The 25,685-nt window shown below is 38.3% G+C and carries 21 protein-coding genes; 12 read left to right on the top strand and 9 right to left on the bottom strand.

All coding sequences use genetic code 11. The annotated features are described in order from the left end of the window. Positions 1-163: 163 nt before the first annotated feature. Positions 164-1,033: an AraC family transcriptional regulator gene (locus tag R2R28_RS23005; protein WP_316828000.1), complete on the top strand. Its 870-nt coding sequence runs from the start codon at positions 164-166 to the stop codon at positions 1,031-1,033. Positions 1,034-1,430: 397 nt separating this feature from the next. Next, on the top strand, positions 1,431-2,129 hold the full coding sequence (locus R2R28_RS23000) for a hypothetical protein (protein ID WP_316827999.1): 699 nt from the start codon (positions 1,431-1,433) through the stop codon (positions 2,127-2,129). A gap of 421 nt (positions 2,130-2,550) precedes the next feature. Here the strand turns inward: R2R28_RS23000 and R2R28_RS22995 are convergent, their stop codons facing one another. From R2R28_RS22995 to R2R28_RS22985, 3 genes are read right to left on the bottom strand one after another with little or no spacing between them, the layout of a single operon-like run. Continuing rightward, positions 2,551-3,912: a RagB/SusD family nutrient uptake outer membrane protein gene (locus R2R28_RS22995; RefSeq protein ID WP_316827998.1), complete on the bottom strand. Its 1,362-nt coding sequence runs from the start codon at positions 3,910-3,912 to the stop codon at positions 2,551-2,553. A gap of 11 nt (positions 3,913-3,923) precedes the next feature. Next, on the bottom strand, positions 3,924-7,115 hold the full coding sequence (locus R2R28_RS22990) for a SusC/RagA family TonB-linked outer membrane protein (protein WP_316827997.1): 3,192 nt from the start codon (positions 7,113-7,115) through the stop codon (positions 3,924-3,926). Further along, positions 7,112-7,762 (bottom strand): TlpA disulfide reductase family protein, encoded by a 651-nt coding sequence (locus tag R2R28_RS22985; RefSeq protein ID WP_316827996.1) that lies wholly within the window; start codon positions 7,760-7,762, stop codon positions 7,112-7,114. Before R2R28_RS22985 ends, R2R28_RS22990 begins: the two co-directional genes overlap by 4 nt. 637 nt (positions 7,763-8,399) lie before the next feature. Here R2R28_RS22985 and R2R28_RS22980 point away from each other — a divergent pair. Continuing rightward, entirely contained in the window at positions 8,400-8,624 is a 225-nt protein-coding gene (locus R2R28_RS22980) for a helix-turn-helix domain-containing protein (RefSeq protein WP_187595127.1), read from the top strand. Here R2R28_RS22980 and R2R28_RS22975 read toward each other — a convergent pair. The 3 genes from R2R28_RS22975 to R2R28_RS22965 all read right to left on the bottom strand — a co-directional run bounded on the left by R2R28_RS22975 (position 8,621) and on the right by R2R28_RS22965 (position 12,466). Beyond that, positions 8,621-9,394, bottom strand: coding sequence for a GDSL-type esterase/lipase family protein (locus tag R2R28_RS22975; protein WP_316827995.1), 774 nt, complete (start codon positions 9,392-9,394; stop codon positions 8,621-8,623). The genes R2R28_RS22980 and R2R28_RS22975 overlap by 4 nt on opposite strands. 52 nt (positions 9,395-9,446) lie before the next feature. Beyond that, positions 9,447-10,730 carry an ATP-binding protein gene (locus R2R28_RS22970; RefSeq protein WP_316827994.1) on the bottom strand — a complete coding sequence of 428 codons (1,284 nt, stop codon included), beginning with the start codon at positions 10,728-10,730 and terminating at the stop codon, positions 9,447-9,449. Between the two features lie 119 nt (positions 10,731-10,849). Beyond that, positions 10,850-12,466 (bottom strand): Na+/H+ antiporter, encoded by a 1,617-nt coding sequence (locus tag R2R28_RS22965; protein WP_316827993.1) that lies wholly within the window; start codon positions 12,464-12,466, stop codon positions 10,850-10,852. A 157-nt stretch (positions 12,467-12,623) separates the two neighbouring features. Here R2R28_RS22965 and R2R28_RS22960 point away from each other — a divergent pair, with 157 nt between their 5' ends. The 3 genes from R2R28_RS22960 (at position 12,624) to R2R28_RS22950 (ending at position 15,480) form a co-directional block, all read left to right on the top strand. Then, positions 12,624-14,210: a 7TM-DISM domain-containing protein gene (locus tag R2R28_RS22960; RefSeq protein WP_316827992.1), complete on the top strand. Its 1,587-nt coding sequence runs from the start codon at positions 12,624-12,626 to the stop codon at positions 14,208-14,210. Positions 14,211-14,757: 547 nt separating this feature from the next. Then, on the top strand, positions 14,758-15,075 hold the full coding sequence (locus R2R28_RS22955) for a hypothetical protein (RefSeq protein ID WP_316827991.1): 318 nt from the start codon (positions 14,758-14,760) through the stop codon (positions 15,073-15,075). A gap of 9 nt (positions 15,076-15,084) precedes the next feature. Further along, the gene (locus R2R28_RS22950; RefSeq protein WP_316827990.1) at positions 15,085-15,480 is read left to right on the top strand and encodes a response regulator transcription factor; all 396 of its coding nucleotides are present in this window, start codon (positions 15,085-15,087) and stop codon (positions 15,478-15,480) included. On the opposite strand, the gene cysM is transcribed toward R2R28_RS22950, so the two are convergent. After that, positions 15,477-16,349 carry a cysteine synthase CysM gene (gene cysM, locus R2R28_RS22945; protein WP_316827989.1) on the bottom strand — a complete coding sequence of 291 codons (873 nt, stop codon included), beginning with the start codon at positions 16,347-16,349 and terminating at the stop codon, positions 15,477-15,479. The genes R2R28_RS22950 and cysM overlap by 4 nt on opposite strands. Positions 16,350-16,360: 11 nt before the next feature. Further along, positions 16,361-17,173, bottom strand: a complete 813-nt coding sequence (locus R2R28_RS22940; protein ID WP_316827988.1) for a serine acetyltransferase — start codon at positions 17,171-17,173, stop codon at positions 16,361-16,363. 679 nt (positions 17,174-17,852) lie between these two features. Here R2R28_RS22940 and R2R28_RS22935 point away from each other — a divergent pair. Further along, positions 17,853-18,032, top strand: coding sequence for a hypothetical protein (locus R2R28_RS22935; RefSeq protein WP_316827987.1), 180 nt, complete (start codon positions 17,853-17,855; stop codon positions 18,030-18,032). Between the two features lie 66 nt (positions 18,033-18,098). Here R2R28_RS22935 and R2R28_RS22930 read toward each other — a convergent pair whose 3' ends face one another. Next, positions 18,099-20,705 carry a hypothetical protein gene (locus R2R28_RS22930; RefSeq protein WP_316827986.1) on the bottom strand — a complete coding sequence of 869 codons (2,607 nt, stop codon included), beginning with the start codon at positions 20,703-20,705 and terminating at the stop codon, positions 18,099-18,101. Positions 20,706-21,023: 318 nt separating this feature from the next. Here R2R28_RS22930 and R2R28_RS22925 point away from each other — a divergent pair, with 318 nt between their 5' ends. From R2R28_RS22925 to R2R28_RS22905, 5 genes are all read left to right on the top strand, one after another. Then, a complete protein-coding gene (locus R2R28_RS22925) occupies positions 21,024-21,194 on the top strand; it encodes a hypothetical protein (protein WP_158544319.1) in 171 nt (56 codons plus the stop codon). Between the two features lie 319 nt (positions 21,195-21,513). After that, on the top strand, positions 21,514-22,593 hold the full coding sequence (locus R2R28_RS22920) for an acyl-CoA desaturase (RefSeq protein ID WP_316827985.1): 1,080 nt from the start codon (positions 21,514-21,516) through the stop codon (positions 22,591-22,593). Between the two features lie 539 nt (positions 22,594-23,132). Further along, positions 23,133-23,720 carry a GDSL-type esterase/lipase family protein gene (locus R2R28_RS22915; RefSeq protein WP_316827984.1) on the top strand — a complete coding sequence of 196 codons (588 nt, stop codon included), beginning with the start codon at positions 23,133-23,135 and terminating at the stop codon, positions 23,718-23,720. A 64-nt stretch (positions 23,721-23,784) separates the two neighbouring features. Then, the gene (locus R2R28_RS22910) at positions 23,785-24,513 is read left to right on the top strand and encodes an esterase family protein (protein ID WP_316827983.1); all 729 of its coding nucleotides are present in this window, start codon (positions 23,785-23,787) and stop codon (positions 24,511-24,513) included. 233 nt (positions 24,514-24,746) lie between these two features. Continuing rightward, positions 24,747-25,529, top strand: coding sequence for an HAD-IIA family hydrolase (locus tag R2R28_RS22905; RefSeq protein ID WP_316827982.1), 783 nt, complete (start codon positions 24,747-24,749; stop codon positions 25,527-25,529). Positions 25,530-25,685 lie beyond the last annotated feature (156 nt).

The raw sequence follows: 25,685 nt of genomic DNA, 5'->3' as shown, positions 1-25,685 counted from the left end.
TATCGGCTATTTACAAAACTCAACATTGAAAAACAGTATTTCCTAATGGTTTTTAGCAAATTAATATAGGATATTATCATTTAACTCTTTAACTTTAGCCCTGCAGTGCTGCGATTTGCAAATCTTGATGGCACGGTACTAACCAAATATTTTAAGCTCAACGATGAAACCCCATTTTCATAAAGTCCCTGTTACTTTACAAAGTTCTTTTAGCATCCGTCATGATATTAAACCCGATTTCGGGAACATCTGGCATTACCATCCCGAGCTGGAACTGCATTACGTAATTAAAGGTGAAGGTGTCCGTTTTATTGGCGATAATATCAGCAATTTTGTACCGGATGAGATGGTGTTGTTGGGTGAAAACCTCCCCCATACCTGGCGCTGCAAGGATGAATATTTTCAGAATAATCCCGATTTAACAACAGAAGCAATGGTGATCCACTTCCTGCCCGATTGTTTGGGGAAATATCTGCTTACCCTGCCAGAGGCTTACCTGATTCCTAAATTATTCGAAAAGGCAAAAAGTGGCATGGTGATTAATGGGAAGGCTAAAGATAAACTGGTTGATTTAATGCGGGCTGCTGTTGATGCCACCAATCTCGACCGGATTATAATTTTGTTATCGATATTGAAAACATTGGCCGAAACGGATGAGTATTCGACCATTGTAACCAGCAAAAACACTTTTTACCAAAGCAATGAATCTGAAACGCTGCGCATCAATAAAATCTGCAATTATACCCTGAGCAATTACAAAAAAGACATTACACTAGAAGAAGTAGCTTCGCTGAGTAATTTAAGCGTAACTTCTTTCTGCAGGTATTTTAAACTGATGACGAAAAAAACCTTCTATGATTTTCTGATCGAAATCAGGGTAAGTCACGCTTGCCGTTTCCTGATAGAAAATAAATTACCAACAGAAATGATCTGTTTTGATTGTGGTTTTAACAATGTATCTAATTTCTACAGGCATTTTAAAAAGGTAACCGGAATGACACCTTTGGATTATAAAAGGAAGTATTTGAATTAGATTGATGACCAGGCTTATGCTAATACTCCTTTCTAATGAGCGTTAGCTGGCATATCGTTTATAAACGATAAAATCGTGAAGCTATTTTTGCACTCGTTTGGAAACGAGCGCAAGCGTAGATGACACCTTTGGATTATAAAAGGAAGTATTTGAATTAGATTGATGATCAGGCTTGTGCTAATGCTTGTTTCTAACGAGCGTTAGCTGGCATATCATTTATAAACGATAAAATCGTGAAGCTATTTTTGCACTCGTTTCGAAACGAGCGTAAGCGTAGAAAATGTATAGAACATTTACTATTTATTTTAAGAATAATTTGTAATATTACATAAGCTGTTATCAAAGCCCATATCCTCATCCCGAGTTAATTATATGTTTTACTTAATTAGAAAAGCTTATGTCAAGCTCAGAGAGTGGTTATGCAAAAAATGCAGCCAATTTAAAAGATTTAATTCTCCTTTTAGAAACATTAGGAAAAGATTATCAGCCACCTAAACCTAAATTCGAACTTAAAGAATTAAAACAGTTATCTAAAAATGCTGATGAAGCTACTCGTGTTGTAGCACAAGTTCTGCCAGTTTACAGAAAAGCTGTGGATGAACAAGAGCTCATTTTTAAGCCTTTAGACAATTTGGTTACAAGAAGTTTCAATTATTTAAAGGCAGCAATTAATAATCCTGCTGAACTTCAAACGGCTCAAACACTTGCTCGTCAAATACGTGGCATGACAAAAAAAACTCAAATTGATGGTGAAACTGTTTCTTCCCATTCGCGATTGTCTTACGATAATAAAATAGAAAATTTTAAACAATATATTGAAGTTTTAACTACTAGCGGAGTTTACAGTCCAAAAGAAACTGATATTAGTATTAAAACTTTTCAAACTTTGCTTGCCGCTATGGAAAGTAATATTACAGCAGTTGCCCGTACTAAAGCGCCACTTAATGATGCCCAAAAAAAACGATTCACAGTTTTTTACACCGAACAAATTGCCTTAGTTGATATCGTAACTGGAGTTAAAAATTACATTAAGGCTTCATTAAAGAAAGATCATCCTCAATACAAATACATTTTGGATCTAAAGTTTAATAAATAATCTTTTCATATATTATTTAACTGCTTCCCCCTATTTTCAGTTTAGGTCATCTTTTTAAGGTGACCTATTCTTTTTTCAGAAACACTACAAAAAAACTAGAAATGTTTTATTATTTCAAAAGATCAATCAAGCAGTTTACTTAATGTGTATCTCTTACAATAACATCATCGCTTCTATAACTAGCCATAATATTTTCACAACAATGTATTAGTGCTTTGCTATAAGACATTCATATTTCACAATTACGCATTTTTATTTCACAATTACGCATCTTTAATTTACAATTACACATCTTTAATTTACAATTACACACTCGCCATCTACAATTATGCGTTCGCTATTCATAATTACATACTGGTTTATTATCACTGACAATAAATATAATAGTGTAGAAAGCGGGGAATAACTTCCCCGCTTTTATTTATTTAGGATTCTGTTCCATTCCGGTAAGATTAATAATATCTTCCGGTATAGGTAAAGCATATCGTAAATCGTTTGGCTTTAATATCCTGTTGCCACTGTTCATCCCTCTTGTTATGATGATATTTGCATCTATTCTGTTTAGTCGCTTAATATCCATCCACCTCAAACCCCGCATTAACAATTCTTTTCTTCTTTCTTCCAAAATCCAGTTTATTACCATTTGCTGATTGTTGCTTTGGTATGGGATATAAACCATGGTTTTATTCCACCTTTTTAACAACAGCTTATTAAGATCGGCCAGTGCTTCGGTTAATTTACCTGCCCTGGCATAACCTTCGGCACGGTTTAAATACATTTCATCAACTGCCGGTCCACAAAAAAAGTTAAGATCGCCGTTGTAACTTCCTTTGTAAGCCCAGGTATTGTTGCCATTGCTTTTAAAAAATATGGTTTTTCTTAAATCGCCGGTTTTGTATTGAGCGTAAAGTTCGTTGGGTATTTTTGCAACACTGGGTTTAAGTAAATCTGGCGTAATCATCGATAAACTCATGAGTACCTCTGTATTAAATAGCGCTATAGGGTATTCGGCATTGGCATTTAAGGTATTATAATCTAAAAGCTGGCTGTTTAATTGCAGGGCCGAATCGGCATATAATGTAGCCCAGGCATACTGGTTCATAGCCAAATACGTTCTCGAGAGCATGGCAAATGCAGCTATTTTACCAGGCCGTATTACATGCACCTGTTTAACTTTTAGCAGGGCAGCAGCCTGTTTTAAATCGGCAATTAGCTGTTGGTAGGTATCGGCAAGGTTCGATCTTACTGATGGTACATTAAAATTGGTACCTGTTCTAATCGGCAGGCCCAGTTGCTGCTTAGCAATACTTGCATCGTAAGCCTGGCACCAGGTCAGTGCAGCGCTAAGCATCCCCGCGCCTTTAAAAAAGTATGCCGCGCCTTTTATATTATCATAATCATTACTGTTTGTTCCGTTACGGGCAATACCGGGCAATGCTTCTAAAACCGAATTTCCGTAATAAACAGGCAAATAAGAATAATACCAGTCGCCCGAGGTTGTTTCCTGGAGGTTATCGGTTTCCCAGTTGTACATCCGGCGGTCGCTATCTTTGCTCAGTGCTGCCAAATCAACATCTGTAAGGTAATAATCGTTTGCAGATATCTCTCCAATGTTTGGCCATTGATAATTTAATCTTAATTCATCATCAAGCAACGACTGCAGGTTTTCTAAAGTCTGTAGCGTAGCGAGTTTAGAATTAGGTTTAGCATCGAGGTATTTTTTACAGCTACCTATACCACATAACAGGTATGCGGCAACTAAATAATATAATGTTTGTTTCATGATTTTTAATTTTAAAATGTTGCACGCAGTCCTATACTGAAAAATTTTGATGGTGGAATAGTTGATGTGGAATAATCGGGATCTAAACCTTTTTTATTTGCGCGCCATACAATACCAAGGTTTGAAGCATTGGCCTGAATTTGAACTGATTTGAAGGGCAGTATTTTTAGCTTTTCTTTATTTAGCTGATAGGCTACTGAAATGTAAGCAATTCGGATATGATCGCCTTTTTCTATCAAGGTTTCATTTGAAGCATAAAAGCTATCCCTGCTACTTAATGCCGGGTATACCATTGATGGCACATCGGTAAAATTTTCGTCGCCCGGGTTTTGCCAACGCAAAGCATAATCAGCATGGCTGGTGCCTGCACTGTAAAGTTTACCATAATCAATACTGGTACGTTTAAAACAATAGCCAAATTTATAACTCAGCCTTAAGGTTAAACTTAAGTTTAAATAACTAAATGTATTACCCAAATTACCATAAACTGTTGGAAATATAGGGCCATTATAAACCAGATCATCCAGCTTTGTACCTTCGCCAACAATAGCATTATAATCGGCAGAAACATTGCCGTTTAAATAACCTTGTGGATTTCCATTTTTAGGGTTAAGGCCTGCCCACCTGTAACTAAACATGGCAAATACCGGATAACCCTTAGCATTTATAATCGCATTACCACTGTTTAGATAAGAGCTGCCGTTTGTGCCTGATTGATAAACTTCTAAAACCTTATCGCGATACAAACTAAAATTTAGATCGGTAAACCAGTTAAACTTACCGGTGATGTTTTTACTTTGTAATAAAAAATCCAACCCTCTTGCCTGCATTGAACTCGAATTTTTAAAAAGGATTGTGGTTGGCACGGCAGTATAATCAACCGGACTGGAGCCATACAAATCGATTGCACGTTTATTATATACTTCTATACTGCCTGATAGCCTGTTACCGAGTAATGAAAAGTCGACACCTAAATTAAAAGTCCCCACCTGCTCCCAGCGCAAATCGGGGTTGGCAAAATCTCTAAACCTTGCTTCTACAGTACCCGTATATGGCGAAATCACACTCCCCATTAATGTGGTTACGGCTACTTTAGTTTGATCAACATTTCCGCTAAAACCATAACTCGTTCTTAACTTGAGTGCTTGTACCCAGTTAACTTTAAAAAAATCTTCATTGGTCATGTTCCATGCCAATCCTGCCGACCATAAGGGTTTCCATTTATCATTGGCATTAAGGCCAAACAGGTTGGAAGCATCTTTCCTTGCACTGGCCGATAATGTATAACGTTGTTTATAAGTATAGGCAGCGTTACCGTAATAAGAAACAAAACGGTTAAGGTATAACTGCCTATCGGTTCGGCCATTATCAATAAAAGTTAAAGCACCTGTTACATAATTCGGGTAGGTATTGCTTAAATCGGGATAGCTAAATGTAGTATTTTCGTCGTTGTAGCCAAATAACCTGCTGCCCGAGCTATTAATCCTGTTTTCATTTAATTCCGCGCCGGCAATAACACTCACTTCGTGCACTCCAAAATTTCTGCTGTAAGCCAGCTGTCCACGGAGGCTCTGTGCCCTTAGCAAACTTTCGGTTTCATCAAGCAATCCACCTTTAGGTACCTTATAAATTGCTGTTCCGGTATTTGGAATCTGTGTAAATGTATTTACTAAATTCCTGGCAGTAAAACTATTTGCGCCAAAAACGCTCCTTCCATATACCTGTTGCAGTTCGTATTGATATTTCACACTAGCCTTAAAACCTTTAAATACATTCACATTTAAGCCAAAATTGCTTACCATATCCCTGGTAGTCTGCGCAATATCATTCTCCAGATAATCAGTTAAAGGATAGTATTTCCAGTCGGACAGGAGATTATAATTTAATCCATTCAAATAAGAAAGGCTATAATTTTTCGCAACAGGCAGGGCATTTCCATTGGCGTCGGCTAAACTTAAATATGGATAAATTACATTGGAATTATTGCCCATATCGCTATAACCAGCCTTGCCATTGCCATTGTTTGATTGAGTTAAGCGCAATCCTACATCCATGGTTAACCATGGATATAACCGGATTATGTTGTAACTGTTTAAATTTAACCTGCTGCTCTGTGCGGCTAAAGATGAAGTATTGGCATCGTAGCCTGCACTAAAAGTCCAGTCAGTTATCTTCCCTCCTGTTCTTACAGACAAAGCAAATTGCCTGTTAATGGCGTTCTGGTAATTGGTTTGGAGCATATCGCGTCGGGTATCGCCCTGATTAAGCATAGCTAAAGCATCCTGTAGCCCCTGATTGCTTAACGTTCCTTTTTTATTGGCCACCAACAATTCTACAACAGGCGACAAGGGTGGTTTGGAGCTGGAGTTAATTTTGGAATTATAATAACCTTTGCCATACAAAAATTGCTCAACCGCAATAAAATCAGGTATACTCATCTGACTCAGATAATATAAATCCGGCTTTGGGGTAACACTAAAATTTCCGGTAAAATCGATGTTCAGCGACTGGCCTGCCTTTGCTTTTTTGGTAGTGATTACAATTACACCATTACCTGCACGGCTTCCCCAAATCGAACTTGCTGCCGCATCTTTTAGTACGGTAATGCTTTCTACATCATTGGGGTTAATATTGTTCAGATCGCCCTGGTAAGGAAAATTATCCAATACCACAAGGGGCTGCCCAGGGCCTGTTATGGTACTTAAGCCCCTCACCATTAATTTACCATTGGTACCCGAGCGATGATTAACTGATACGCCATTGGCTACAGCTTCTAACCTGCTTAATACATCGGTACTAAACTGCTCATTCAACTTTTTAGCACTAATGCTCACAAAAGAACCTGTTGAACGTTCTTTAGGAAGGTCCTGGTAACCGGTATGTACCACCACCTCCTGAAGTTCGTTTGTATAAGTTTTCAGGTATATATTCAGGTTAACAGATCCGGTTACTTTAACGGTCATTTTCTGCCTGGCATAACCGATATGGGTAAAGTTAAATTCATATTCTCCGGCGGGTAAATTCAACTGAAAATTACCAGTCGCATCGCTTTCTGTGTTATAACTACCGGTTAAAGAATTAACCGTAACGCCTGATATCCCTGTACTATCTGCGACATTTAAAATCCGTCCTTTTACCAGGTATTGAGCATAACTGTAACTACAGCATAAAATTAGAATTAAGGTTGTTAGTTGTTTTTTCATGGTTTTTGAGGCGTTTTAAGTGGCTGATAAAGTAGTGCATTTACGGTTTCGGCATTGAGTAGTTCGGCCGATGAAATCATCTTTAAGGTTCCATCTTTACCAAACCATACATAATGCGGCAGAAAACGGTGTGGGAAGAGTTTGGTGAGGATGGTATCATTATAAATAGATGGTAAAGCTGTTTTTTGGAATGGCGCTTTCACTCCGGTTAATATCCCCAAAATACGCTCAGGCGTATCTTTGGTTTCTTTCGAATCAACCAGAATAACCACCAGGTCATCCTTGTATTTTCGCTGTAATTCTGCTAACAGCGGAAACTTATAAATACAGGTGCTACACCAGGAGGCCCAAAAATCGAGCAGGATAATTTTGCCTTTGTATTGATTCAGCTGTAAACTGTCGCCTGGTTTAGATCCATTAGCTATCCGCGGGAATGAAACATTTAAAACCGCTTCAGGAAACTTATCCCCTATTTTCAGAGGTTCTATTGCTACGTTTTGTGCAAAACAAGCGTATGACAAAAACAAAAATGTAGCCTGGATACACCTGAATATTTTAAAGTTCTTGTGAGAAAAGAAAACAACTGACAGCTTTCCTTTTTTTAGGCATAGCAATGCCCATACGTTAAAAAATATACTTTTTCGCATAGTTTATTTAAATGAAATAATTTTAACTTTAGGCCATATGATCCCATCAGCCACCATTAAAAAGTGGCAGAAATCGTAATTCCGCAAGCCAATAAACATCCTGATCTACTGGCTGGCGATTAAACCTTTTTATTAATTAAGAAAATAGGGATAAAAATGCCCTATAAACAACAGCTATTAAAAATTATTAACCTTAACAAAACTCACTGTTGCTATAGGGCAAATAGGGCCTAAACTGGATTTTTTGGCTTTAACGGATATAACCAATTAAAAGGGCATTTCTGTAAAATACTACCATGGGATAATGAATGATTTTGGGAAATGAGGATAACAGGAAAACGGCCTTGATAAAAGGCTAACGGATGGCAGATTACGTTTGTTTCCTGTTTCATTTTTAATACGAATAATACAAACAAAGAAAAAACAGATGCAAAACCTTATAAACGACAACTGATGTAGCGTATAAACGAAATTAATATGATTTCGCTTTAATAGCTAAAGATTATGCAGGCTTAAACAACTTACTAATACCTTGTTATTAAATCAAATATAAAAAAATAAATTAAAATACGGTAATATATAACCGCAAATATTTTAAATAAGTTGGAGACTTTGAGGTCTCAACTATTTAACCTCGATGATTAAGAAGGAAGGCTCAGTTATTCAGAATAATTTCGGTTTCAATTTGAAGAAAATTAGAAACAGTAAGGGCTTGAGCTTACGTGCAATGGCAAGAAACTGCGATATTGACGACAGCAATATTTCTAAAATCGAGAATGGTAAATTCGATGTTCAGTTATCAACTATTTTTGAGCTGGCCAAAGGACTTGACATCCATCCAAAAGATTTACTGGACTTTTAAAAATTCTTCTTCACTACCCGCTCAATGGCTTCACCCCAGAATGTACCCAGTGAAATAGCGCCTAATTTATTGGGATGAAGGTAAAATGTACCAATCTGGCCTTTTTCCGGAATTAACTCGGTAATGTGGTGCTTTTTGAAATATGCAAATGCTTTTTTATCACCCACAAAAACGTGTTTGGGATTGGTTACACTATAATTTGCAACAAGGCTGTCGATTTTTGGAATATAGGATTGTAGCCGCAATAATCCCTCTTCCATATATTTTGAACCATTATAAGTATTGGGACTATACCAGATAGGATGCTGTAACACCACAATCGCCTTCGGAAAATCGGTTAAGAGTTTATCTACAATCGTTTTTACATTTTTGATATAATCCTCCGGCGAAACCGGCGATCCGTGTGGCCCTTTAATGGCACTATCATTAGTACCGAGTTTAATTGAAAAAATGAGTAAAGCTTCTTTATCAGAAAATGCATTTGCGGCATCCTCAACCTTAGCAAAGGTATGGCCCGCAGCAGGTAAAAAATCAAGGGTAGTATAACCACTATGTCCCTGATTGCTAAAGTTAACGCTATCAATTCCTTTTTGCTTCAACAAATAAGCTACCGCATAAGCGGGTGGAGCATCTGCTGCATTGGTTAATTGAACGCCCTGGGTAATGCTATTGCCAATAAAAACGATGTTGAGGTTGCGCTTTTTCTGCTTTGCAGATAAGAAGCTTATAATCATTAAAAATATACAGGTCAACAACAGGTATTTTTTCATCTAAGGTTCTTTTTACAGGTAGCAAATTACTAAATAATTAATAAACACCATCTTAAACTTTTACTGGCCCGGAGCCTTTTATAAGGTGCAGCAATTCATTTTGCTCATCAGTTTCAAGCTCCATCATTCCACTAAACATTTCATATAACCCATCGCGCTGATCTGAATGCATTAAAAGACCAATCAAACGAACCAAAGTTTTTTTCTGGTCGGTATTTAAACTATTGAATAATTTTGGTTCTAATTCACATAAAGCCTTAATTAAGGTAATTAGTTCGGGTTTTCTAAACTGTTTTTCCCTTTCGTTTGCATACAATGGAAATATTCCATCCTGCTCGTAAGCTTCAATCAGTCGGTTAGCATATTCCTTTAAAAAAGGTTTGCGTTTTTCTTTAAGGTATATTGTAAGTTCTTTGATCAGAAAACGGTATTCGGGAGAAGATTTTGCAGCGCCAAATATGGCTACCTGACCTTCATTTTCGAAACTCTTAAAATCAAAATCACGAAAAAAATCACTGTCGATGTAAATGCTATGAAAATAATCGTCACTCTTTTTATTCAGGGTAGTATAATCTTTATAAATTTCTTCTCCTCCAGCCAAAAAATAGTATTTAGAAAGTTCTTTATGCAGGTTTTCTTTCCAGTGTACATATTTAACTTTAAAAGTAATTGCGGTATCGGGATAGTAAAGATTAAATTCTTCTAACACTTTCACATTACTGTTAAAATCAAGGGCTACACCATTTACAATAATCGAATAATTTTTATGCTTGTTCAGCTCCACAAACCAACAAAATTCGTTAATTAGAAAAGGCAATACCATTTCTGTCATTTCCTGCTCACCAATGCGGAGATTAGTAAAAGAAACCGAAGTTCCTGTATGGCCGGTATGGGTTGGCTTAGCCGTAAAATCGTGACTGTAACTGTTTAAACCGCCGGTACTGATCTTGATTTCGCCATAACGAAAACCCTGCCCAGCTTGATAAGTCGTTTGCCAGGTGGCATCATGCGCAAAAGTAAAAAAAGTGAGCCGCCCTACCCCGTTACGTCCGTGCATTTTTGAGGTATGTTTTGGAGCTACAATTTGCAGCGATTTTTCGGATTCGTAAAAAGGATCAAACTTTTGCTGTAAACGTTCAAAATTAATCCCGTAACCGTTATCAGCAATGGTTAAACTTTCTAAAAGGCCAAGTGCATTGGCAACATAATTTACCTCGATGGTATCAGCATTGGCATCAAAACCATTCCAGATGTACTCGGCAATAGCCTGTTTCTCGTTATAGTTTTTTAATACCTTTTGTATTCCTTTTGAGGTGATGTTAACCTTTACCGACATATACTTACTAAATTAATTAGCAAATATATTATTAAATCTGATTATTTATAGCGAGGCAAGTTATAAGTTTTAAACATCATGAATATCAAGTACAGCTAAAATAATGGGCTTAGGCCTAATTATTCATCACGCTGACTAAAATGTCTGCGTAATTTTTCTTCTTCCAAATCGAGCAGTTCCAATTGTTCTTTTACCAATAGGTCATTAATCTGTTCTTTTTTATTCAATCCCTTTAATAAGATACGTTGTTCTGCTATAATATCTTCGAGTGCTAAACGGTAGTCGTGATAAAAACCTTCTGCTCTTAATGTGTTTTCTTCCTGCTCCCAATCCCTCAACAATTCCATTTCGGCTTCAATACGGATTTTTATCGATCTGATCATATCATTATGCTCGAGGGCTTCGTGGTACTTTTCATCCAAAATTTTGAGCGAAAGCACCGAAAGTTTTTTCCTCACCATTTGTTTTTGCTGCTCAAAAGAAACGGTATAATCCGGATCGGGCATGTTTACCCATTTAATAAGCCAGGGCAATGTTAAACCCTGCAATACTAAAGTAACCAGTATTACGCTAAAAGTAATAAACAGAATAAGGTTACGCTGGGGAAAGGCTGCGCCCGATTTTAAGGCTATTGGGATAGAAAGTGCGGCCGCCAGGGAAACTACACCGCGCATGCCCGCCCAGCCAAAAAGTAATGAGGCTTTCCAATTTGGATTAGGATCGGCAGTGGTAATAAAATGGCTCATAAAACGTGTAAAATATAAAGCGCCGTAGGTACTGGCCAATCGCCCTAAAATTAACACCAAACAGATAATGGCACTATAACGGATGGCAGGCAAAAGGCCATCACTGCCTAAACCATGTACAATCACAGGAAATTCTAAACCAATTAGCAAGAAAACAAAACCGTTGAGTACAAAAGCGACGGCTTCCCAAACATTGATCCCCTGCAAACGGCTCCTATGGGTAAGAATCTGGTCTCTGCGTGCAGAAAGGAACAATCCGCCGCTTACCACAGCCAGCACACCCGAAAAGTGAAATTCCTCTGCCGTCATGTACATCACGTAGGGCGTTAAAAAAGTTAGGATGATATCAATATTGGTCGTAGTGGGTAACCACCGGTGCAAAGCATAAAACACCAGCGCTACCGCAATGCCAATTAAAATTCCCATCACAATAACCATCACAAAACTCCCTGCCGCTTTACTGAGCACAAAACTCCCCGTCATTACCGCAGCCAGTGCAAAACGAAACACCACCAAACTGGATGCATCATTTAGCAAACTTTCGCCCTCCAGAATGGTGCTGAGCCTTTTTGGTACCTTAACATTTTTTAATATTGCTGAGGCAGATACCGCATCGGGTGGGGAAATGATTCCACCAAGTAAAAACCCGAGGGCCAAAGTAAAGCCCGGAATTAAACTCCGTGAAATAAAAGCCACAATGGTGGAAGTGAAAATAACAATTGGAAAAGCGAAACTGCTGATTACCCGCCGCCATTTCCAAAAATCCTTCCACGAAGTATTCCAGGCGGCTTCGTATAACAAAGGCGGTAAAAAGATGACGAAAATAAGGTCTGGTTCTATCTCAATATCCTGCAGAATGGGCAAAAAACTTAATGCCAGACCAGCAATTACCAGTAAAATGGGGTAAGCCACACGGATTTTTTGTGCCAGCATCACCACAAATAGAATTACTGCAAGTAAAAAAGCATATTGTATAATCAGTTGATGCATAAAGTTTTTGGCTTGGTTCTAAAATACAACTTTTGTAATGAACTGCAAATCATCCCGGATTGTTCATTTTTTTAAGATAAAATTTGTTTTTTCTATTATAAAGCCATAATTTCTCCCCTGTAATAGGTCATCCCAACTCTTTTACATTGGTTTATTAATGAAGACCATCTTTTTTCTTGTCGCTTTTATTATAAAAAGCAGTATATCCCTTGCACAGCCCGTTATTCAGGTTGAGAAACAATCTTTTGTTAATGTTGGCAAATCAGGATATTATTGGCAGGATACCCTTGGAAACACACCGTTTGAACAAGTAGAACAATTTAAAACAGGGCAATTTTCAAAAGGTACTTCATCCATTTTTAATGGTGGTACGAGCGGAAAAGTATGGTGGATGAAACTGAGGTTTAAAAGGAACAGCCAAACACTTCCATACCTCTTTATTGGTTATGCAAATATCGATTCCATCAGGTTATATTACCGGGATATGCAAGGAAAGATTAATACGATCAACTCTGGCATGTTTAATCTCCAAAAAAGCGACGCTACACTCGGTACAGGTTATGTATTTCCCTTACAACAGGTAAAGGCACCAGTTGGCGATATTTATATCAGGATGCGGGCCATGAACACCCTGCTGGTACCGGTTAAGCTGGTTACTGAATCGGTATTAAACCATGCACTTATTAAGGATTACAGTATGCAGCTTATTTATGTAGGGATTGCGTTAATGATCCTTATCTTTCATGCCTTTATGTACATTGTTACAAGGAGTAAACTTTTTGCCCTGTATATGGCAAGGGTAATCTTACTTTACTTTATTGTAATGGTTTGTTACCTGCAGGGTTATGGATTACTGCTCGGACAACAGGTGGCCGGTTTTATTTTGGTACACGCCCATTTTTTTATTGCATTGGGTTACATCTGTACCATTTTGTTTAACCGTTATTTTTTAAAACTTAAGCGACAACTGCCACAGCTTAACAACGTTTTTACTGCCCTGATGATTGGTTGGGGCATGATCATGATCTGCTCTTTATGGGATGCACGCAGCATTACCAATGCACTTACACAGGTTTTATTTTTGTTAACCTCGCTACTTTTTCTTTTTAGCAGCACTCAGGTAATTATTGTACGAGGCTATGCCAAAAACAACTTGCTCATCTGGTGTTATGTATTTGGCTGGATCCCCGTGGCCCTGGTTTCCATTTATTTTGTTTTTAGTTTAATGGAACTGATTCCTTTCCAACCCTATAATTTTAACCTGCTTACCCTGGCCGGAATAATTGAAGGAATATTGATTAGTTTAGGCCTTTTCGGACAGCGGCTCCGGTTACTGGCCCGCCACAATGCACATTTCCGCAGGCAGCGTATTCTTTTACACGAGCAAATGGAGGGCTACCGTGAACAGCTTAACCGAAAGCATGAAAAACCAGCTGAGCAATTATCATTAAAAGCCCTTACCGAATTAGCCCGATCACGTGATCCTTCTTTTATGAAAAGGTTTAGGGAAACGGAAACCATATTTGTAACAGAACTACTCCAGATCTCTCCTCAGCTTCTTTTGGCAGAGCTGGAGCTTTGTGCTTATATCAGGTTAAACTTTGATACGAAAGAAATTGCCCGTACTTGCAGGTTAAGTGTTAGGGCAGTAGAAAGCCGCAAATATAGAATCCGCAAAAAATTAGGTATAGATGCTGAAACAAATATGCATGCTTGGGTGTTAAACCTCACCAAATCGTCCTAAATAATATACAAAAATATCCGCTATATGGCTTGTACGTCATTTTAACGATTAATTTTCAGGAAACACCTAAATCGCTTTATTACAACCTTTTGAGTAGCGTTGCGTAGAAATGCGTATGATGCAAAAGAACCTGCCGCACCCTCTTTGCATATAGCATAAAGGAGTGCAAGCGGTGCGATGCCGTACAAACTAAACAGACTCATCTTATTTGTCTGAATTGTGCTCAAATTTTAGCCATGTCGACAGAAACGGTCTTATCCGGGATGATTTGTTACACGACTGACGGCATGGCTTATTAAAAACGTTAATTCAATTAAAACCATATCCCATGAAAGTTAACTATAATGACATTTTATTTTTACAACTGTAAGTCAGGCACTTAAAAACACTGCGTATTACTGCGTAGTAAAAAAATTTTGATTAGCCTTAACGCTGCTATTCCTTTGTCCCTATCTCTTAAACAAAACATTTAAAAATATTACTGCGTAACCAGAGGTGTAAATGCGGGACCATTTGCCCTCCGGCACGGCAGTATATTAAACAAACTATGAAACCGAATAATAGTCCTGCCCAAATTATTGGCAGTATCCAGGAATTTTACAATGGCCGTGAACCGGAAGAAATTTTTGCGGAACTGGCCATAGACAAGCACTGTTTTGATACATGGATCAGGGAATTTGGCAGTATAGCCAATGAACTTTTGGAATTGAGGGATGAAAATGAAACCTTGCGAACCATGTTTGTCAACCTCAGTCTCGTTAACCAAAGCTTGCGCAACTCGCTCGATAGCCTTACCAAAACAGATTCGAAAATATTTGAATTATTGCTTAAAAAGCGGGGTACCTACAACCAACCCTACCCCTAAATACCTATAATGCGCTCCCTAAAAAAAACTAAAATATTAATTATCGAAGATCATCATGCAACGCTTGATGCGATAAAGATGATCTTCGAATTTGAAGGTTATAAAGTGCTGGGTTTGTCAAACACGATAGATTTACATGCCCAGGTAGGTGCTTTTGCACCAAACATCATTTTAATTGATGCTTTATTAGGTACTATAGGAGGGCGCGCGATATGTACTGAGCTAAAATTATCTGTACATGCTCCTATTCCTATTTTATTAATGTCGTCAAGAAATGTTTTTCAAAACAGCTTTCATTATAAAACACATTGGGATGATTACATTGAAAAACCATTTGAAATGGAAACCATCATCAAAAGGGTAAAAAACCTTCTCTCAGATAAGAACAATGATGATGGTGATTAGCCAAAAAGATCACTACTAAGGTAACGGTCTCCACGATCACAGGTAATAAATACAATAGTTCCCTGATCAAGCTCGGAAGCAAGTTTTAAAGCAGCTGCACAGGCACCACCCGAACTCATCCCGGCAAAAAGACCTTCTTCTTTAGCCATCCTGCGCGACATGATTGTTGCTTCTTCCTGAGCAATGTCCATCACCCGGTCAACACGCTCTGGTTCAAATATTTTTGGCAGGTATTCTGTCGGCCATCGCCTGATACCTGGTATTGATGAACCTTCTGTAGGTTGGCAGCCCACAATTTGTATCTCGCTATTTTGTTCTTTAAAAAACCGTGAACATCCCATTATTGTGCCTGTTGTACCCATCGAACTTACAAAATGGGTAATCTGCCCTTCTGTATCTTTCCATATTTCAGGTCCTGTGGTTTTATAATGCGCCAGGTAATTATCTGGATTTGCGAATTGGTTCAATAAGAAATATCCTTTACTTTCGGCCTTTTCTTCTGCGTAATCGCGGCAATCTTCAATACTTTCAAGCAAAGTTACTTTAGCGCCAAAAGCTTCCATGGTTACCTTTCGCTCACGGGTAGAATTGGCTGGCATTACGAGTTCGATCTCTAAATTGTACAAACTGGCAATCATAGCCAATGCAATGCCTGTGTTACCACTCGTCGCTTCAACCAATTTTGTACCTGGTGTTATTTCGCCACGTTCTATAGCACTTCTGATCATGTTGAGCGAGGCCCTGTCTTTAACGCTGCCGCCCGGATTATTGCCTTCTAATTTTGCATAAACCCTTACGGCCGGGTTAATATTCATTTTTTGAAGCTCGGCCATTGGCGTATTTCCGATCAGATCGATTATTCCTGCCATGTTATATTATATTAATTGGTTTCTTTATGGTTTCTAATGGTAATAATTGGAGAGTGGTATGCAGTTGAAAAAGCCGGAATACTTTCGGTAAGCCATACATTACCGCCAATAATGCTATCGTGCCCAATAATGGTTTCGCCGCCTAAAATAGTGGCTCCGGAGTAAATCACTACGCGATCTTCTACTGTTGGATGGCGTTTGCTGCCCGCCAGTATTTTTTTAACACTTAGCGCTCCAAGCGTTACCCCCTGGTATAATTTTACATAACGGCCAATCGTGCTGGTTTCGCCAATTACGATTCCGGTACCGTGATCGATGTGAAAATATTCGCCAATGCTGGCGGCCGGATGGATATCAATTCCGGTTTTAGAATGGGCATATTCGGTAAGTATCCTGGGGACCAATGGAATGCCGAAATTATACAATATATGCGCAATCCGATAAAAACAAATGGCGTAAAAACCCGGGTAAGTCCTGATTACCTCGAACCTGCTTTGCGCCGCCGGATCACCTTCGTAAATGGCTACAATATCCGTATTTAATACCCGGTAAAGTTCTGGCAGTTCTATAAAAAATTGTCCTGCTGCATTTTTACACTCGCTATTCCTCAGTTTACAACTCGCCGAAATAATGTCATAAAGTTCAAGTTTTAAAGCTGATACTTGTTCTTTAACCTCTTCAACCGTTAAAAATACTTTAGGCGCATTCTCTTGAAAAAGTACCTGAATCAGTTTTTCAGCCCATTGGGATATGACTTCATTAGGCGGTATATTGGGTTGCTCAAGCGGTTTTTTAAATATTTGTTCAAAAAAATGGTTATCCATAATAGGTGGTCATGTCTGGCCGATCTGCTCATCGACTAGATATATAGATTTAATCGCTAATGTAAGTTTTGTTTTTTTAAACCGAAACCATTGGGTAAATTTTATTATAAAAATTGCGGGGAAATAACAAAGGAGTTGGTAGTCCTGAGTCGAATGGTTTAGTTGGGAGTTGGGAGTCGATTCATCTATAGATTAAGGAGAAACAATTTTTAGTTTACATTTACTCAAGTCTATCCATCATGCTAACCAATGCACTAATGGCTAATGAACAATTTTAAGTTTACAGTTATTCAAGTCTATCCATCATGCTAACCAATGCACTAATGGCTAGTGAACAATTTTCAGTTTACAGTTACTCAAGTCTATCCATCATGCTAACCAATGCACTAATGGCTAATGAACAATTTTAAGTTTACAGTTACTCAAGTCTATCCATCATGTTAAGCAATGAACTAATGGCTAATGAACAATTTTAAGTTTACAGTTACTCAAGTCTATCCATCATGTTAACCAATGAACTAATGGCTAATGAACAATTTCTAGTTTACATTTACTCAAGTCTATCCATCATGCTAACCAATGCACTAATGGCTAATGAACCAGTGAACCATTACTCCTAAAAGGAATAAGAATAAAGTATTTTCCCGAAACAAGCTCTTTTTCACAATGTTACTTTTATATGCTGATTACCAAAGAAACAACGACAATAGAACTGGATAAAGTTTATATAGGTAAGGAAATTACTTTTGAAAAAAAATCTGGTCTGGTATATCGCATTGCCATCTTTAAATCAGTAAGTATTTGCAGCTATATTTTTCAGCTGGATAATGGAGAATTGATTATTATCCGCAGGAGTTAGCATCAGGATGCTAATGGTAAAAAAAGCATTTCCGATTAATGAGACAACCGGAAATGCTTTTATGAGTTATTTTTTCTGTTGTGATAAAAAGGTAACTAGCGAAGCCAGTTCATCATAAGATAAAGCGTTGGCTAAACCTTCGGGCATCATCGAGTTTTCCATTTCTTTACGGGATAAAATATCGCCAGCTTTAATGGTAAAAACTTCTCCTGCAATATTACGCAGCACCACTTTAGCGGCAGTTTCTTCCGTAATAAAACCCATATAGGTACGGTCTCCTTTTGCTGTGATCATCACTGTTGCAAACCCCTGCGAAATAGATGCACTTGGTTTTAAAATCGATTCAGCAATCTGTTCACGGTTCATAATGGAGCCGATCTGTCCCATAAAAGGACCTTTCATTTTCTCTGTTCTACTTAAACTATGGCAGGTGATACAGCCCTGATTGTTAAAAATTGTTCTTCCTTTTAACGGATCGCCCTGTAATTTATTGATGGCTAATAATACATCTTCAATAGATGATTTACCTACCTGGCCTTTTTTGTTCTTGATTTTTTCAAGATCGATTTTTGGCTCTTCAGTTGCTGCAACTTTTTCCTCTTCGGCAAATTCAGCGATATCCATCCTTTGGCGCGAGTTTAAATCAACATAAAATTGTTTTCCTTGTGTACCGGCTTTTGCAGCTTCTTCTTTTAAGAATTTTTCGATTGCCGGAGAACCTTCCCAGCTTACCGCTTTAAAATACGGACCATGCGAATCAGGACGTGTACCCCACCACCACGAAGCATCGTAAGCAATCTCTTTTTTATATAAGCGGCCCAATGTAACCAGAATCTGTTGTTTTAATTTTTCATCTTTCGATTGAGTGTAGGTATCAATAAGGCCATTAACCACTTTCTCATTATGCATATAACGCAAAGCCCAAAGTGCAAGGGTTGAGTTTTCGGTTTTAACCGCTGCAAGCAAAGCATCAACCGCATTAAGATTAACCAAAGCACGCACGGCAAGATGGGGTAATATAATTGAAGCATTTGGTGTGGCGTGTGGGCCTTCGGTACCTTTTGCAGGTGCAACAAATGAGGCAGGCACTTTGGTTTGTAAAAGTACATTGGCTACTTCTGGTCTGCCTAAACGGTTTAAACCAATTATCGAAGCCGCCTGAACACGTGGGGAAGCATCTTTTAAACCCGCTAAAAAGGGCTCAACCGGTACTTTATCAATGTAAGTTTTACGATCGGCAAGTGCTTTTAAGGCAAATTCTTTTAAAGCATTATCTTTCGTAAATTCTACCAGGGTTGTAATGCCATTTTCTTTGGCTATCTGCGCATAAGTATATAAACCAGCTATACGAACATCGAGTGCTAAACTTTGATCAGATGCCGTTTTTAAAGCCGTTTCGCCTGCTTGTTTATTGTTGCGGAAAATTAATTCCTGCGAAGCATTTAAGCGACCTACAGCACTGTTGGATTTCAACAATTCTGTTAACTTTTTAACGGAAAGTTTTTTCACATCCGGAAAAGCTTTATAGGTCCAGTTATTGGGCACTGCCCGTACAATATACCCTTTATTAGGGCTACCTGAATAGCCTGCTCCATCCCATGCCGAAAGATAAAGCCTTCCGGATCCATCTACATCCAGATCGGTAATTTGTGCCAGTTTGATAAATTCTTCGTCTTTTTGGGTAAAAGTTGGTCCATCGGCTGTAACCCTGTGGATGTAAAGCATACTTCTGCCCCAATCGGCCATCATAGGTACGTGATTATATTGTGCCGGCCAGTTTGGTTCATCCATAAATAATGCACCTGTTCCTGATCCACCGCCCAAATCGGCCAATGCAGGGATAATTTCGTCAGTAAAATTTTGAAATAAAACAGGATAACCATATTCTCCTGACTGGATATGGTGGGAAAAACGAACATTCCATCCACCACCATCATTGGTGTTTTCGCGGGTAAAAACATTCATATAGGGATCAATGGCTACATCATACACATTACGGGTACCATGAGTGTACACTTCCATTTCGGTACCATCAGGGCGGACACGTAAAATACCACCACCCAACATGGTTAATTTTTTACCAGAACGGTCTACCGCATCGTGGAAGCCAAAATCGCCAACAGAGATATAAATCCAGCCATCAATACCCATCCTGATGCCATTGGTAGCGTGGTCGGTACCACGTTCGCGGATGTATTTTGCATTGCTGATGTGCTCGATAAGTGGTTTTTCGGGGCCATCGGCTTTGCCATCGCCATCTTTATCTTCAAAAACGACCAGGTTCATACCTGTGGCCTGTTTTGTTTCTTTCGAAAAAGTAGTATGCAATACAAACACTTGGCTGCCCTGAACAATAATGCCCCTGGGATTATCTACTTCAGCAAAATCGATGTGCTGATCCATCTTACCATCATTATCCTTATCAATTAGTTTTAGAATATGGCCTTTTCCAGGATCTTTACCCAGGGAGCCGATCATATCAACACCTACATATACCTCACCGGTTGGCGCAACGGCTAAACAAGCGGGACTAGGTGTAACATCGGGACCAGCGAAATTGGTTATCGTTAATTCGGGAGGTAATACTGATTGCGTTTTTGGTTCGCTAAAAAAACTTTTTAGTCCGAAAAAGAATAACGTAAAAGAAATTAAACTTAAAGAAAATTTGATCATTGTGTTTGTGTTCTTTGTTTTTTGGTTAGTTGTGTGGTAAACATACAAAAAATTCTAAATTCGGCTTTGCCACAATTTTGTTAATTCAATCAATTTATTCTAAAATAGGGAATCTTAACATTAGGGTATTTAATCAGAAAAGAAAGGCTTTTACGAGATAAATAAGCTGTTTAATGGTCAATCCGGTTAAATTTTGGTCAAAAACAGGCAAAAAATCATCAATAATCAGATTTAAGTAAATTATCTTCATTTACATTTGGCAAATAACAGATATTTTATTATATTTACTAAATCCAACATTCATTAAATCAGTACGTTATGAAAAATATTTTTTATTTCTTCCTGACTGCCCTGATCTCCTCCATTGCGTTGTTAATTACACAGGATTCGTTTGATCCTGAACTGGTTTACAGCACCGTGGTGTTAATATGGATTCTGTACATTTGGTACCATATTTATGCTGCTGATAAGAGGAATTACAGCGAGTAGCCTGTTTCTTAATTAAGTTTTGTATCCCGCTAAAATAGTTTGGGCTTAAAATAGTCGTGTCCTATATTTTTATGTCTTAATCTCCCCAGCTCTGTTAAGCTTAATAATTGTTTGTGATGCAGGTTATTTTAACTAAATCGTGCCTTTATTTAACATTTAATTTGGGTGCAGCAACAATTAAAGTTATTATCTTCGCTGAAAACTAAAACAAAATAGTTTACGTTTATAACAAGGCCAGGCCAAATGCCGGGTTTACATATAAAGCTTAATGAACTTGGACTTTCTCCCTCGTACATGGGGTTGATAAGAGCACAAGATCATGAAATCAAAAGCAAAATTCCCATGTGTACCGGGAACTACGTTTTACTCTGAGGTTCGTCGCAGGGTTAATAACGACTTTAAAGAAAACAACAGAAGTACAAATGCGAATAAACTGATGTGGTTTAAAGCCTGTCTTTTTCTTAGTTTATTTTTGGCATTTTACCTTACCATATTACTTTTACCGTTAAATGGCCTCATCCTTTCGGCCTTAACGATTCTATTGGGTGCCACCTGTGCATTTATTGGTTTTAACATCTGTCATGACGCCATTCATGGTTCGTTCTCGAGTTCTAAACGTACCAATTCGTTTTTTAGTTTTCTGTTTAACATGGTAGGCGCCAATCCTTATGTTTGGAATATTACCCACAATGTGGTGCACCATACTTATACGAATATCCCCGGACATGATGAAGATATTGAAGTAGCTCCAGGCCTGATCCGCATTTGTACGGAAGATGAATTAAAGCCGCATCAGCGTTTTCAGCAGTGGTATGCTTTTCCTTTATATAGCCTGGCTTCACTTTCATGGGTATTCCGTAAGGATTATAAAAAATTTTTTCAGAAAAGTGTTGGCGCCTGTCAGAACAAACACCCTAAAGTTGAATATTTTAACCTGTTCTTTTATAAATTTCTATATTATTTTGTTTTTATCGGTTTGCCGATAATGCTGATGCCGCTGTTATGGTGGCAGGTTTTAATCGGCTTTTTGTTATTACATATGGCGCAAGGTTTAACAATGGGACTGGTTTTTCAACTGGCACATGTAGTTGAAGGAACAACTTTCCCTTTAACCAATGCAGAAGGTAATATGGAAGAAGCCTGGGCAGAACACCAGATGCGTACTACCGCCAATTTTGCTACAGAATGCCCTGTATCGGCCTTTTTTCTAGGTGGGTTAAACCGGCAGATTGAACACCATCTTTTCCCAAAAATCTGTCATGTACATTACGGGCGGATATCAGGAATTGTTAAACAAACAGCAATTGAATTTGGATTGCCTTACCATGAAAATACCACTTTTTTATCGGCACTCCGTTCACATTACCGGATTTTGAAAAAGATGGGCAGGGTTGCTTAGTTTTTAGTCTGGAGTCCTTTGTTCTTTTCTAACTCGAAATTTCATCCTGAGGGGTATTTATTGTATAAAATCAATATGAATGACAGAAGGTTTTAATGCGGTTTATTGACTGGGAGGAATCATCATTGCGAGAAAGACTTTTTCAGCCCTCAACAATAACGACCATTCTATTGGATCTGTGAATGGCAGCGGAATCGAAGGCTAGTATGCCGGGAGTTTTTGTTTAATCAAACAAGGTAATATTTACTCACCATTAAGTTAAAAAAATTAACAAGCCCGAAGTGTCAGTTCGGAATCCAGACCAATTAATCGGTGCTTCAATCGATTAAACAGTTAAGCAATTAACCAAAATATTATAAATTAAGGCTTCAGTACTAATCAGTATGATGGTTTCATTTTTGCACCATACATGAAGAAATTGGCTATCAACTATAAGCCATTAAACTATTGACCAGTGAACCAATCAACCTCTCCCGCTTTACATAAACTTAACATACAACACATTCCTATAAAAGGCAGATCTTTTTATCTTTATCAATATGTATTGGTACGAAGAAGAGGTTAAACAATTAGAAAGAAGGTATCGTTTAGACCGTGACCATCCTGGCATTATTTTCTATGGAAGCTCGTCTATAAGGCTCTGGAACAGTCTGGAGGATGATTTTGATTTCACCAAAGTAACCAATCTGGGTTTTGGTGGCTCTACCCTGGCAGCTTGCGTATGGTTTTTCGAAAGGATTATGGCAGATTACAAACCAAAATCGCTGGTGGTGTATGCTGGTGATAATGATCTTGGTGATGGCAGGAATCCTGAAGAGATTTTTATATTTTTCCAGCAGCTGATGGTTAAGGTTAACCTAAGGTTTGGTGCACTTCCCTGCTATTTTATTTCATTAAAACCGAGTTTAAACCGCTGGCATATGGCCGATCAGTTCAGGTACACCAATAATTTAATCGAGAGTGAAATTATCAAACTCAATGGCAACTGGAAATTTATTGATGTATTTAAAAAAATGCTTAATAAATCCGGTCAACCGGATGCTGCACTTTACGACCACGATGGTTTGCATTTAAGTGAGGCGGGTTACCGCTTATGGACCGAAACCGTTAAAGAAAAAATAGGCTAATCATTACGGTGAATTAATATCCTGATAACATCGGAGCATTATTTTTCCATCAAGATTTAAACAGATGAACAGGGAATACCACAAATGGTTCAGCCATAATCTGCAACGGGAAATGGAACTGCTGGTTTTTGGACACAGCGGACGGGCGGTTATCTTTTTCCCAACGCGTATGGCCAGGTTTTATGATTATGAAAACTGGGGAATTATAGCTTCGTTAAGTACCCAGATCGAAAATGGCGAACTTCAGGTTTTCTGTGTGGACAGTATTGATGGCGAAAGTTTTTACAATGATGGTGTATTTCCATCGGTTAGGATGGAGCGGCATCTCCAGTACGAAAAATACCTTTTGGATGAAGTGATACCATTGATCTACCAAAAGAACGACAGTAATTACATCGAAACAGCAGGCTGCAGTATGGGCGCTTATCATGCCATAAACCTGGCAATGAAATATCCCTGGTTATTTAGAAAAGCAGTTGGCATTAGTGGCAGGTACGACCTTACAGACAACATAGGTGATTTCAGGGATTTGCTAAATGGATTTCATGATGAGCAGGTATACCTTAATATGCCTGCACAATACCTGGCGAACCTTAATGATGATAAATTGCTCACAGCGGTGAGAAATATGGAAATCATTTTGGCCGTTGGAGAAACAGACCCGTTTTTGAGCGGAAACCAGCACCTTAGCAGCCTGTTATGGGAAAAAGGTGTCCCTAACCAGTTCCACACCTGGGAAAGCAATGCCCACCGTCCTCATTACTGGCGGAAAATGGCGCCTATGTACATTTAACTTTCATAGAGATAACTATTTTTGTTAGCAACAGATTAAATCCTGTTTTTTGTTAAAGAACTCTTAATCTGTGGCTAAAACTTTTTAAGAGCTGAAAGCTAAGCGGAATGTATGTCTATCGTATTAACCATTAGGAATATGATCTGCAACACCTGCGTAAAATCTTTAATTTAACCTTGATTGAACAAGAAAATATTAAGTTTGTATACAAACAAATTAAATCTGCAAGAAACATGAAACAAGGATTATTAATAGATATGGACGGGGTGATTTACAGTGGGGAGGAATTGATATTTGGTGCCGATAAATTCATTAAAAACTTAATTGATGAAAATATTCCTTTTGCTTTTATGACCAATAATAGCCAGCGTACAGCTTTAGAGGTAGTGCGTAAATTAAAAGGCTTAGGTATAAAGGTAGAAGAAAGCCATGTATACACCAGTGCAATGGCCACTGGCAAATTTCTTTCCGATCAAAGTCCGAATGGTACCGCCTATGTACTTGGAGAAGGTGGTTTATTGAGTAGCCTGCATGATCATGGTATTACCCTTGTAAATACCGACCCGGAGTTTGTGGTGCTGGGTGAAGGAAGGAATTTTACCCTTGAGATGGTTCAAAGGGCTGTAGACATGATTCTTGCAGGCGCAAAATTTATTACAACCAACAGAGATCCGTCTCCAAAAAAACCGGGATGGAACAACCTGGGTATAGCAGCTACCACAGCAATGATTGAGGAAGCAACAGGCAGAAAAGCCTTTGTAACAGGTAAGCCAAGCCCGGTAATGATGCGCTCAGCACGTAAATTTTTAGGACTGGAAACCAGCGAAACCACCGTTATTGGCGATACCATGGAAACTGATATCCAAGGCGGTGTACAAATGGGTTATAAAACCATTTTAGTGCTTTCGGGTATATCAAGCAAGGATACTTTAGGCCACTACGCTTTTAAACCAGATATGATTGCCAGCTCTGTTGATGAGATTAAATTTCCTTTAAGTTGGTGGGAAGAGAAGTAGTTTGGAGTTGGGAGTTGGGAGTTGGGAGTCCAGTGTAAAATGTGCTGTCAGATGGTAACATCTGACACCACGCCAAAGAAATATCTAAAGCATCCTAACCAATGAACAAATGACTAATGAACCAATGACTAATAAACCAATGAACAAATGACTAAT

This window comes from Pedobacter miscanthi (assembly GCF_032678605.1).
Classification (GTDB): Bacteria; Bacteroidota; Bacteroidia; order Sphingobacteriales; family Sphingobacteriaceae; genus Pedobacter; species Pedobacter miscanthi_A.
The sequence above is the reverse complement of the archived record's forward strand: the minus strand, read 5'-3'. Positions and strand labels throughout refer to the sequence as shown.

Bases quoted from the DNA above. Each gene is read 5' to 3' on its own strand.
- R2R28_RS22935 (WP_316827987.1), top strand. From the start codon at position 17,853: ATGCTGATTACCAAAGAAACAACGACAATAGAACTGGATAAAGTTTAT.
- cysM (WP_316827989.1), bottom strand. From the start codon at position 16,349: ATGGCAGGAATAATCGATCTGATCGGAAATACGCCAATGGCCGAGCTT.
- R2R28_RS22910 (WP_316827983.1), top strand. From the start codon at position 23,785: ATGAACAGGGAATACCACAAATGGTTCAGCCATAATCTGCAACGGGAA.
- R2R28_RS22990 (WP_316827997.1), bottom strand. From the start codon at position 7,115: ATGAAAAAACAACTAACAACCTTAATTCTAATTTTATGCTGTAGTTAC.
- R2R28_RS22970 (WP_316827994.1), bottom strand. From the start codon at position 10,730: ATGTCGGTAAAGGTTAACATCACCTCAAAAGGAATACAAAAGGTATTA.
- R2R28_RS22920 (WP_316827985.1), top strand. From the start codon at position 21,514: ATGAAATCAAAAGCAAAATTCCCATGTGTACCGGGAACTACGTTTTAC.
- R2R28_RS22980 (WP_187595127.1), top strand. From the start codon at position 8,400: ATGATTAAGAAGGAAGGCTCAGTTATTCAGAATAATTTCGGTTTCAAT.
- R2R28_RS22925 (WP_158544319.1), top strand. From the start codon at position 21,024: ATGAAAAATATTTTTTATTTCTTCCTGACTGCCCTGATCTCCTCCATT.
- R2R28_RS22975 (WP_316827995.1), bottom strand. From the start codon at position 9,394: ATGAAAAAATACCTGTTGTTGACCTGTATATTTTTAATGATTATAAGC.
- R2R28_RS23000 (WP_316827999.1), top strand. From the start codon at position 1,431: ATGTCAAGCTCAGAGAGTGGTTATGCAAAAAATGCAGCCAATTTAAAA.
- R2R28_RS22985 (WP_316827996.1), bottom strand. From the start codon at position 7,762: ATGCGAAAAAGTATATTTTTTAACGTATGGGCATTGCTATGCCTAAAA.
- R2R28_RS22950 (WP_316827990.1), top strand. From the start codon at position 15,085: ATGCGCTCCCTAAAAAAAACTAAAATATTAATTATCGAAGATCATCAT.
- R2R28_RS22930 (WP_316827986.1), bottom strand. From the start codon at position 20,705: ATGATCAAATTTTCTTTAAGTTTAATTTCTTTTACGTTATTCTTTTTC.
- R2R28_RS22995 (WP_316827998.1), bottom strand. From the start codon at position 3,912: ATGAAACAAACATTATATTATTTAGTTGCCGCATACCTGTTATGTGGT.
- R2R28_RS23005 (WP_316828000.1), top strand. From the start codon at position 164: ATGAAACCCCATTTTCATAAAGTCCCTGTTACTTTACAAAGTTCTTTT.
- R2R28_RS22955 (WP_316827991.1), top strand. From the start codon at position 14,758: ATGAAACCGAATAATAGTCCTGCCCAAATTATTGGCAGTATCCAGGAA.
- R2R28_RS22905 (WP_316827982.1), top strand. From the start codon at position 24,747: ATGAAACAAGGATTATTAATAGATATGGACGGGGTGATTTACAGTGGG.
- R2R28_RS22915 (WP_316827984.1), top strand. From the start codon at position 23,133: ATGTATTGGTACGAAGAAGAGGTTAAACAATTAGAAAGAAGGTATCGT.
- R2R28_RS22965 (WP_316827993.1), bottom strand. From the start codon at position 12,466: ATGCATCAACTGATTATACAATATGCTTTTTTACTTGCAGTAATTCTA.
- R2R28_RS22940 (WP_316827988.1), bottom strand. From the start codon at position 17,173: ATGGATAACCATTTTTTTGAACAAATATTTAAAAAACCGCTTGAGCAA.
- R2R28_RS22960 (WP_316827992.1), top strand. From the start codon at position 12,624: ATGAAGACCATCTTTTTTCTTGTCGCTTTTATTATAAAAAGCAGTATA.